At 55.5% G+C, this 10,206-nt stretch carries 10 protein-coding genes; 1 reads left to right on the top strand and 9 read right to left on the bottom strand.

All coding sequences use genetic code 11. The features are described from left to right. Window positions 1-19 precede the first annotated feature (19 nt). From corA to lptM, 8 genes are all read right to left on the bottom strand, one after another. The gene (gene corA / locus OGX84_RS02530) at window positions 20-970 is read right to left on the bottom strand and encodes a magnesium/cobalt transporter CorA (protein WP_012131160.1); all 951 of its coding nucleotides are present in this window, start codon (window positions 968-970) and stop codon (window positions 20-22) included. Window positions 971-1,124: 154 nt separating this feature from the next. Then, window positions 1,125-1,181 carry a YsgD/CorL family protein gene (ysgD, locus tag OGX84_RS02525; protein WP_213164972.1) on the bottom strand — a complete coding sequence of 19 codons (57 nt, stop codon included), beginning with the start codon at window positions 1,179-1,181 and terminating at the stop codon, window positions 1,125-1,127. A gap of 148 nt (window positions 1,182-1,329) precedes the next feature. After that, window positions 1,330-3,492: a DNA helicase II gene (gene uvrD, locus OGX84_RS02520; RefSeq protein WP_012131158.1), complete on the bottom strand. Its 2,163-nt coding sequence runs from the start codon at window positions 3,490-3,492 to the stop codon at window positions 1,330-1,332. Between the two features lie 86 nt (window positions 3,493-3,578). Then, the gene (gene yigB, locus OGX84_RS02515; protein WP_012131157.1) at window positions 3,579-4,295 is read right to left on the bottom strand and encodes a 5-amino-6-(5-phospho-D-ribitylamino)uracil phosphatase YigB; all 717 of its coding nucleotides are present in this window, start codon (window positions 4,293-4,295) and stop codon (window positions 3,579-3,581) included. After that, window positions 4,295-5,197: a tyrosine recombinase XerC gene (gene xerC / locus OGX84_RS02510; protein WP_012131156.1), complete on the bottom strand. Its 903-nt coding sequence runs from the start codon at window positions 5,195-5,197 to the stop codon at window positions 4,295-4,297. Before xerC ends, yigB begins: the two co-directional genes overlap by 1 nt. Next, window positions 5,194-5,901, bottom strand: coding sequence for a DUF484 domain-containing protein (locus tag OGX84_RS02505; RefSeq protein ID WP_012131155.1), 708 nt, complete (start codon window positions 5,899-5,901; stop codon window positions 5,194-5,196). Before OGX84_RS02505 ends, xerC begins: the two co-directional genes overlap by 4 nt. Further along, complete coding sequence (gene dapF / locus OGX84_RS02500; protein WP_024130100.1) at window positions 5,898-6,722, bottom strand: diaminopimelate epimerase; 825 nt, start codon at window positions 6,720-6,722, stop codon at window positions 5,898-5,900. Before dapF ends, OGX84_RS02505 begins: the two co-directional genes overlap by 4 nt. A 36-nt stretch (window positions 6,723-6,758) precedes the next feature. Continuing rightward, a complete protein-coding gene (gene lptM, locus OGX84_RS02495; RefSeq protein WP_012131153.1) occupies window positions 6,759-6,962 on the bottom strand; it encodes an LPS translocon maturation chaperone LptM in 204 nt (67 codons plus the stop codon). A gap of 138 nt (window positions 6,963-7,100) precedes the next feature. Between lptM and cyaY the strand changes: the two genes are divergently transcribed. Beyond that, window positions 7,101-7,421, top strand: coding sequence for an iron donor protein CyaY (gene cyaY, locus OGX84_RS02490; RefSeq protein ID WP_047459992.1), 321 nt, complete (start codon window positions 7,101-7,103; stop codon window positions 7,419-7,421). 79 nt (window positions 7,422-7,500) lie between these two features. Here the strand turns inward: cyaY and cyaA are convergent, their stop codons facing one another. Beyond that, window positions 7,501-10,047, bottom strand: a complete 2,547-nt coding sequence (cyaA, locus tag OGX84_RS02485; protein WP_071258135.1) for a class I adenylate cyclase — start codon at window positions 10,045-10,047, stop codon at window positions 7,501-7,503. Between the last annotated feature and the right edge of the window lie 159 nt (window positions 10,048-10,206).

Genomic DNA, 10,206 nt, shown 5'->3' with positions numbered 1-10,206 from the left:
CGCGCCACCGGGCGCAATATTACAGCCAGTTCTTACGCTTGAAGTACAAATACGGCGCCAGACCCGCGAGGATCATAAAGATAATCGCGCCAGGGTAACCAAAGCTCCACTTCAGCTCCGGCATAAACTCAAAGTTCATCCCATAGCTGGACGCCACCAGCGTCGGCGGCAGGAACACCACAGATACCACCGAGAAGATCTTGATAATGCGGTTCTGCTCGATGTTGATGAAGCCCATCGCCGCCTGCATCAGGAAGTTCACCTTCTGGAACAGGGATTCGTTGTGCGGCAGCAGGGACTCGATATCGCGCAGGATCTCACGCGCCTGCTCCAGTTGCCCCCCCGGAAGACGCGCCTTGCGTACCAGGAAGTTAAGCGCGCGCTGGGTATCCATCAGACATAAGCGAACTTTCCAGCCGATATCTTCCAGCTCTGCCAGCGTGGAGAGCGCTTCGTCATATTCATCGCCCTGATGCCCTTCCATGATCACGCGGCTTAGTTCTTCCAGATCGCTGTAGATGTTTTCAATTTCATCCGCCAGCTGTTCGATTTTTGTTTCAAACAGGTCGAGCAGTAATTCATAGGCATTGCCGTCCACCATCGCCTGGTTACGGGCGCGCATACGGTACAAGCGGAAAGCGGGCAGTTCGCGTTCACGCAGCGTAAACAGGCGGCCATCGCGAATGGTGAATGCCACCGTGGAGTTACCGGCGTGGTCTTCCGCATCTTCGAAAAAGAAAAAGGAGTGGATGTGCAGCCCGTCTTCGTCTTCAAAGAAACGCGCGGATGCTTCGATGTCTTCCAGTTCAGGACGTGTCGCCAGGCTTTGGCCCAGCTCAGATTGTACGCGCAGTCGCTCGTCGTCGTCCGGTTCGACCAAATCGACCCATACGGCATCAATCAGGGTTTGTGACTCTTCGACTTCCAGCCGGGTCAGTCGATTATTTTCCAGTTGAAATGCGCTCAGCATGACCGGGACTCCCAATGCTTAAAAATATCGGACAGTTCGGGTGGGCACACAGAAACAAATTGGGTTTCAGACCATTAAACAGCCTGACTCAGCGCGACGGGAAAAAGAGAAGGTCGCTGACAACCGCTAAGGCTATCAGCAAAAAGGGATAGCCTTAGGAGTTGATCCTGAATGACAGGATAATGAGCCAGCATCTACTGGGTGTGTCCAAGGCGAATGTCCTCTTAGCGTAATCGTGCGCGCATGTTACGCCAGCAAAAATTTGACGTCAACACGCAACGAAACGCTGAAGAACAATTATTGCCCTTCAGCGTATAAGGCTAGCAGATTATTACAAAATAATGATATTTTTCTGAAAGTTACGCATTTTCGAATTGAACATAAGAAGCAACAAACCATTTAATGCCCTGCCCCTGAAACGCGATTTGCAACCGGGTATGTTCACCGCTGCCTTCCAGATTGACGATCGTGCCCTCACCGAATTTCGGGTGACGCACGCGCTGTCCCAGCTTGTACCCGGTGTCGTTTTCCGCCATCGGGGTTCCCATCCGCTGGTGACTCACCGGACGGCTGACCGTGGCACGCAGCCGCACTTCTTCCACACAGTCTTCCGGCAATTCGCCGATAAAGCGCGACGGGCGGTGGTAGACCTCTTTGCCATACAGACGGCGAGTTTCCGCATAGGTCAACGTCAGCTTCTGCATCGCGCGGGTTACGCCGACGTAGGCCAGGCGACGCTCTTCTTCAAGGCGCCCGCCTTCATCCAGCGACATCTGGCTGGGGAACATCCCCTCTTCCATGCCGACGATGAACACCTGCGGAAACTCCAGCCCTTTCGCCGAGTGCAAGGTCATCAGTTGAACCGCATCCTGCCACGTATCCGCCTGCCCTTCTCCCGCTTCCAGCGCGGCGTGAGAGAGAAACGCCTGCAACGGCATCAGGTCTTCATCTTCTTCGTTGTAGCTGAACTGGCGCGTCGCCGTCACCAGTTCTTCTAAGTTCTCAATACGCGTCTGGCCTTTCTCGCCTTTTTCCTGCTCGTACATCATGCGCAGACCCGAGTCTTTAATCACCCGATCGGTCTGAACATGCAGCGGCATATCTGCCGTCTCCTGCGCCAGCGCGTCAATTAGCTCGATAAAGCGTTGCAGGGCGCTTGCGGCGCGGCCAGCCAGCGCTTTCTCCTGCAACAGCTCGCGGCACGCCTGCCACAAGGTTAACTGACGGTCGCGCGAGGTCTGGCGCACAACGTCCAGCGTGCGATCGCCAATACCGCGCGTCGGGGTATTCACCACGCGCTCAAACGCCGCATCATCATTACGATTGGCGATCAGGCGCAGATAGGAGAGCGCATCTTTAATTTCCTGACGTTCGAAGAAGCGCATACCGCCATAAATACGGTACGGCATACTGGCCTGCAACAGCGCCTCTTCCAGCACGCGCGACTGGGCGTTGCTGCGATAGAGAATGGCGCACTGTTCCAGCGCCCCGCCGTTGTCCTGCCAGGTTTTGATGCGGTTAACAACAAAACGCGCCTCATCCAGCTCATTAAACGCGCAATACAGTGAAATCGGCTCGCCATCAATGCCATCGGTCCACAGCTTTTTCCCCAGACGGCCATTGTTGTTTTCAATCAGGGTGTTCGCCGCGCTGAGGATGTTGCTGGTCGAGCGGTAATTCTGCTCCAGACGAATGGTTTCCGCGCCCGGGAAATCCTTGAGGAAACGCTGGATGTTCTCTACCTGCGCTCCACGCCAGCCGTAAATAGACTGGTCATCATCGCCGACGATCATCACTTTGCCGGTATCGCCTGCCAGCAGACGGATCCACGCGTACTGGATGTTGTTGGTATCCTGGAATTCGTCCACCAGGATATTGGTAAAACGTTCGCGGTAGTGCTGAAGGATATGCGGCTTGTTGAGCCACAGTTCATGCGCGCGCAGTAGCAGTTCGGCAAAGTCCACCAGCCCTGCGCGATCGCACGCTTCCTGATAGGCCTGGTAAACCTTCTGCCAGGTCTGCTCCACCGGGTTGCCGTAGCTCTGAATATGGTGCGGACGCAGCCCTTCGTCTTTCTGGCTGTTGATGTACCACATTGCCTGACGCGGCGGCCACTGCTTCTCGTCAAGGTTCATCGCTTTAATAAGGCGCTTGAGCAGGCGCAGCTGATCTTCGCTGTCGAGGATCTGGAAATCCTGCGGCAGGTTGGCGTCCATATGGTGCGCGCGCAGCAGACGGTGCGCCAGACCGTGGAAGGTGCCGACCCACATCCCGCCCTGCGTGGTTCCCATTAACTGACCGATACGGTGGCGCATTTCCGCCGCCGCCTTATTGGTGAAGGTAACGGCCATAATGGAATAGGGTGAATTATTCTCTACGCTCAGCAGCCAGGCGATACGGTGCACCAGCACGCGGGTTTTGCCGCTCCCCGCTCCCGCCAGCACCAGCATGTTGCTACGTGGCGCAGCCACCGCTTCGCGCTGTTTATCATTAAGGCTTTCGAGCAGGTAAGAAACGTCCATTGGCACCGCCGCGTAAAAGTGTGTTGGGCGGATAAGCGCAGCGCCATCCGCCAAAAAGCTGGGTATATATACAATACTGCTGGTGATTATATCAGCGAGGTCAAAGATGCCAACCGTGAAATTTCGATATGCGGCAGTAAACGACTGTCAGTGGTCTGCATCAGGTCGGCATTTTCCGGTTTGATCCAGCAGGCCTGCATTCCACAGCGGATCGCCCCGGCGACATCGGTCGTCAGATCGTCGCCGACGTGGAGGATCTCGCCGATCGGCATGTTGAGCTTCTCCGCCGCCAGAGAGTACATGTCGCTGAACGGTTTAGAACGCCCGTCCGGGCCTGCGCGCAGCACAAATTCGAAGTAATCGCCCAGCCCAAACAGTTCCGGCTGCGCATTGCCGTTAGTAATGGCCACCAGCGGCCATTTTTTTGCAAGCCGCTTCAGCGTGTCATGCGTCACTTGCGGAACATCGATACGGCTGCGCCACTTTGCGAAATTGATCATCGCGGCGTTCGCCCCCGCCATTGCCTCTTCCGCTGACAGGCCCGCTTCCAGCATGGCGCGCTCCACGGCGCGATGACGCCATCGCGTCACATCATGATAAATTTCCGGCTCTGCTTCGCGTACCGCCTGACGCAGGCGATACAGGTCGGCATTCTGCAATGTACGCAGCGCAGGATGGTAGTTTTGCACAAAGGTGAGCGCTTCCTGCTCGGTGCGCAGGATAACCGGACGGTTATCATAAAGGGTGTCATCCAGATCGAACGTGAGTGCTGAGATGTGTCCCAAAGGCCGGTAAAAACGCATTATTTCCCCCGTTTGGCGCGTGGATGCGCCGCATCGTACACCGAGGCCAGGTGTTGAAAATCAAGATGAGTATAGATTTGCGTGGTGGACAGATTGGCATGGCCTAACAGCTCCTGCACGCCGCGCAGGTCGCCGCTCGACTCCAGCATATGGGTCGCGAACGAGTGACGCAGTTTATGCGGATGGACATGGCTATTCAGCCCTTGCTTAATGCCCCACTCCGCAAACCGTTTTTGTACATTGCGCGCGGAGATCCGTTTCCCGAGCTTTGAGAGAAACAGCGCATCGTCATCGCTGCCGAACAGGCCGCGCAGATCCAGCCAATGCTCAATCCACGCCACCGCATTGCGGCCAATGGGCAGACGCCGTTCTTTGCTGCCCTTCCCCATCACCCACACTTCGCCCGTATCGAGATCGAGGTGTTTGATGTCTAACCCCACCAGTTCAGACAAACGCAACCCCGCGCCATACATCACCTCCAGCATCGCCCGATCGCGCACGGCAAGCGGATCGTTGAGGTCGATATCCAGCAGGCGGTTGATATCATCCACGTCGATATTTTTCGGCAGGTGACGAGGCGCTTTCGGCGCGGAGACGCCTTTCGCCGGATTAGCGTTGAGTTCACCCTGGCTCACCAGCCAGTCAAAGAAACTGCGTAAAGCAGAGAGGCGCAACGCCAGGCTGGCGGGCCCTAACCCTTTACGGCGGCTGCGTACCGCGAAAGCGCGCACCATCGCAGCGTCACATTGTTGCCAGCTTTGCAGACCGGTTTCTCCGGCTAAAGCGATAATGGCATCAAGCTGACGCTGATAGTTCAGTAGCGTAATGGGGCTAAGTTGCCGTTCTACGCCCAGGTAACGCAAGAAGCGCGCAACGTCCTGAGAAAGCGATAATTCGGTCATACACGTTCAATCCAGCGCTCCAGCAGTTCCGGCAACATCAAGGCGATTTCTTGCAGTAACTGTGTCCCCTGCCCCTGCTGGTAATGATGCACATCGCGGCTACTGAAGAGTATGACCCCCAGATCGCCATCACGCCCCAGCATCGACATCGCCACCGAGCCAATCGCTTTGGCTTCAGGCAGCACCACCAGCAGTTCCGGGCCATTCAATGGGCCAAGATAGTGTTGCGCCTGCCCCAGACGCTGGATACGCAGCGGTTCAAAGGCCTGACGGCTTAACGCCAGATGGGTATGATTCGACGGCGCGCCGAGTCGCCAGCGATCGGGAAACAGCCGGATGGTCGCGCCCGCCAGCCCCAGCTCCCGCGCCCAGCGATGAAACCGCATCAGCATTTCATCCAGGCTACTGGCGGAAACCAGCCGTCCCTGCAAATGCAGCAGACGGTAGAACAGGCTTTCGTTGGCATTCGCCTGTTCCATTAGCAGCGTCATGTTCTCTTCAAGAACATGGATATGATTCCGGGCGCGGGCCATGTGCCACTCAACAAGCGACACCGTCCCCCGCACGGGATGAGGAACGCGCATCGCCTCAACGGCGCGCGCATTACGGATAAAAAACTCAGGGTTACGCAGTAGATAATCGACGACCGCCCGGTCGTCCAGTTCCATCTGTGTTTCCTGTAGTTCTTCCCCTGGTTGCTTCATAGATGAATAAATCCGTCGTAGACATGTGCCGCCGGGCCAGTCATATACAACGGATGACCCGGGCCTTTCCAGGCGATATCAAGGCGACCGCCAGGTAATTCCACGCGTACTTCTTCTGCCAGCAAACCCTGCTGAATGCCCACCGCAACGGCGGCGCATGCGCCGCTGCCGCAGGCCTGAGTTTCTCCTGCCCCACGTTCATAAACGCGTAATCGGATATGCTCGCGCTTCACAACCTGCATAAACCCAATATTCGCTCGTTCTGGAAAACGTTCATGGCTTTCCAGAACCGGTCCCAGCGTTTCGACTGCCGCCGTGTCGATATTATCGACCTGAATCACGCAGTGCGGGTTCCCCATTGAAACCACGCCGCACAATATTGTCTGCTCGGCCGCTCGCATAATATAGGTCTTTTCCGCTTTGTTGGCGCGAAAAGGAACCTGCGCGGGTTCAAAGTTTGGCTCACCCATGTTCACCCGCACCAGCTCATCATCTGTGACGCTCAGCACCATCCGGCCATTGGCCGTGCTGACGCGGATATCGCGCTTATTGGTCAGCCCTTTCAGACGCACAAATCGCGCAAAGCAGCGGGCGCCGTTACCGCACTGCGACACTTCGCTGCCATCGGCGTTGAAGATGCGGTAATGAAAATCCAGTTCAGGATCGTAAGGAGGCTCGACAACCAGAAGCTGGTCGAACCCCACGCCCAGATGCCTGTCTGACAGGCGGCGGATCAACTCCGGCGAGAAAAAGACATTCTGCGTTACCGCGTCGACGACCATAAAATCGTTGCCAAGGCCATGCATTTTAGAGAATTGCATCATTCACTCCATTTACGCGGGGACAGAAACGTACCGTCAATAGTTCACCTGAGAAGGGCCGTCTCCCGTAGCGCGATCGTTTTGATCGGGCGTCGTCGATTGGATTTGCGAATCAACCTCATGCGTCGGCGGCGGCGCGTTTTTGTCAGCAGGTGGAAAATAGAGCGGGCCTTTCAGACCGCAGCCGGTCAGGCTGAACAGAGTGAGAAGTACAGCGAGTGCCTGAAACACATTTTTCATTATGGATTGCCTGTAAGTTCATGCTTTCTGTTTTCTATCATCGCAGGAGAAGACGTAAAAGCAAGAGTTGGCTGAAAACTGCATCATGAATTCTTCCAGGTTATACTGCCGCCATCACGTAAAAAACGGGAAACAACAATGAACGACAGTGAATTTCATCGCCTCGCAGACACCCTGTGGATGACCATTGAAGAACGTCTGGACGACTGGGACGGCGACAGCGATATCGACTGCGAAATCAACGGCGGCGTGCTAACCATTACCTTTGAGAACGGCAGCAAAATCATCATCAACCGTCAGGAGCCGCTGCACCAGGTATGGCTGGCGACCAAACAGGGCGGCTACCATTTTGACCTGAAAGGCGACGAATGGATTTGCGATCGCAGCGGCGAAACCTTCTGGGATCTGCTGGAGCAGGCCGCGACACAACAGGCTGGAGAAGCGGTGAGCTTCCGCTAAGTTTTATTGCCGGATGGCGCTGTGCTTATCCGGCCTACGTATCTCGCGTCATTTGTAACACCGCCATCCGGCATCATGTTCACGAGAAATACTGCTGTAACAGCGGCGCGTCGTTGTCCTGGTTTGCCGGTGGCACGGCGCTGATGGGCTGGGTACGGAACGGAATGACCTGCTCGCGACCGTCGGTATTCACAATCTGGTAGAACTGCGGCAGGTTGAAGTTGATGAAGCTGGAGCCGTAGGTGAAGCGATCGTGCGACGACGAATAAAAGCGGCTCACGTCGCGTACCAGCTCTTCTTTGCTGCCTTCGCAGTGGTGATACACTTCCGCCCGGTTACTCTCGTCCAGAATATAAATATTAAAGCCTTTCTCATCGCCGGTTTCTTCAAAGAAGAACTGGATGATCCCTTCGCTGGCGAACCCATCCACCACCGACGGTAATTTCACATGGTTGGTCTCAACCTGAACGGAAAGTCCGTGAAGTTTGTTGTGCGAAATCGCGCCGTAAAACTCAATGGCGTTTTCCAGTTTCTGCACCGAAACATTCAGGCGCTCGAAGAACAGCCCCCAGGTTTGGCCCGAAACGCGCAGCGCTTTAAAGCGTCCGGTTTCCTGGCGGGTGCTGGAGAGGCGCAGTTCAATGCACTCGGAGACCAGTTGCTGTACGCGGGTGCGGATCAGGCCGCGCAGATGCTGGCTATAGCAGAACACTTCCACGCTGTCCGGCGGCGCGGCATCCTGGTGCATTTTGCCGAGAATCGTTTTCAGCGCTTCGATCATCGCCTGTTCGCCGTTGAAGTGCAGAGTACGCACTTCGTTCCACGAGTTGCGATACAACAGGTCGACACTGCCGACCAGGCAGTTTTGCTCTTCGCCAAAGCTGAAGACATCCAGCTTACGGAAATCAAAATGCACCACCTGATTGCGGAACGCCGCCGTCGGGTCATATTCAAGGTTAACGATGATCGCCAGATGGCGAATTTCACACGGACTGTAGAGCGCTTTCGGCGTTGGCGCAGGCAAACGCAGCGGGAAATGGTGCGACACATCGGCCACCATCTCCTGCAACTTAGGCAGGTCCACAATGCCGTTGCCCTTAATAAACAGGTGGGTACGCGACGTCAGCAAACCGTTAAACCAGGCCCACGCCACCAGTTTGTTCAGGTAGCGGTTATATTCCAACGGCTGATGGCTGATGATCGAATCCATGTTCGGCGCACGGTTGTAGAGATACCAGCCAGAACGGTTGGCCCGGCCCGGCGGCACATGGATAAAGGTCAGGTTCGGTTCGGAGAGATCCGGTGAAATCTGCGGGTTCACCAGCGTCACTTTGCCCGGCAAGGCTTCAAATGCGGCATACAGTTTACGCGTCAGCACGCCAATATCCTGCGGGCTGGCGCTAACGCTGAGATTGTTACGGCGGGCAAAACGGATCAGATTACGATAGCTCTGCATCATGGCGTCGAGCAGTTCGTTATGCGCTTCGCGTACCTGATCGATCTTCCAGTTCGCCCGGTTGTCGAGCATTGTCAGACGGGCGTCGTCCCATCCCCACTCGTTCACTAACTGACTTAACACTTCACGACGCCAGCCAACGCAGGCGCGTTCGCGGCTCAGTTTCTCACACACTTTTAAGTAGAAACATCGACGGACTAAATCAAGACGCGTCGGATCTTCGATAGCCGTAAGGTATTCGGTCACGCGTTCCAGCATCATGCAATACGGGTCGAGACCAAACGAAACGATCTCGCCGTCATGCAGGCGCTGTTTAATGTCTTTCGCCAACAGGCGCGGATTGGGATATTCCCAGGAGTAGGCTTCCAGCAGCAGTGTTTTCAGCACCGCTTTGTACGGGGAATCGATACTCTTGTACAACTGCCAGAGGCTGGCGCCAAAGTACTCTTCGGCGGAAAGCGAGCTTAATCCGCCCAGGTCCAGCCATTCGTTTGGCGTGAGGACACCCTGCGCGTAGAGCGTCATGACGTAGTCGTCGTAATGCTCTTCTTCGTCGCACGGCACCATATTCCACAGAATACGCTTACCGGCCAGACGCACAGCGGTGCGATAAAATTCGTCGAGCAGCAGGATGTGCTGCGTCGAGCCGCAGTCTTCACCACCCAGACTGCCGCTTTCATTATGGCGGAAACGGTTTTCGTCGATCAGGAAGAAGCTGACTTCCACGCCCAGCGAAGCGGCCCAGCTTTCCAGCAGACTGCATTTACGTTGCAGCAACTGGCGCTCTTCGCTATCAAGCCAGGACTGGTGGCAGACCCAGATATCCAGGTCAGAAGAACAGCTTTGCCCTACTGAAGATGTACTGCCCATCGAGTACACGCCGGTGATCGGCAGCTCGCCTTTCGGCGGGTCCTGCGTGGACATACCCCGGTACAGTTCAAGTTCATTCAGGTAGTGGCGTTGGGTTTCATCAGGCGTGTAAAAGCATATGCCCTTGGGAACGTTACCGTCGAGGTAACCCGGCATCAGCGGATTATGGTAGTGCAATAATGTCGGCAGCAGACTGTATACCTGCTGGAAGGCAGGGCCCATGGCAGCAAGCGCGCGATCCACACGCAATTGATTGATGGCATCCAGTCTCTGTTTCAAAGTCTCAATATAGAGGTACAAGACGTATCGCCTGATGTTGCTACCCGTCATGCGTCTGATTGCCATCGCGAGTGCGGACAACCAAACCATTCGGGATAAACCGTATGTCAAAAATAACCGTTACCTTTTTCATCCTTCTCCCCATTAAGGGGTAAAGACGAAAAAATGGTCTAAAACGTG

Origin of the sequence: Citrobacter sp. CK202, from assembly GCF_030333225.1 — a bacterium.
Taxonomy (GTDB): Bacteria; Pseudomonadota; Gammaproteobacteria; order Enterobacterales; family Enterobacteriaceae; genus Citrobacter_B; species Citrobacter_B koseri.
The sequence above is the reverse complement of the archived record's forward strand: the minus strand, read 5'-3'. Positions and strand labels throughout refer to the sequence as shown.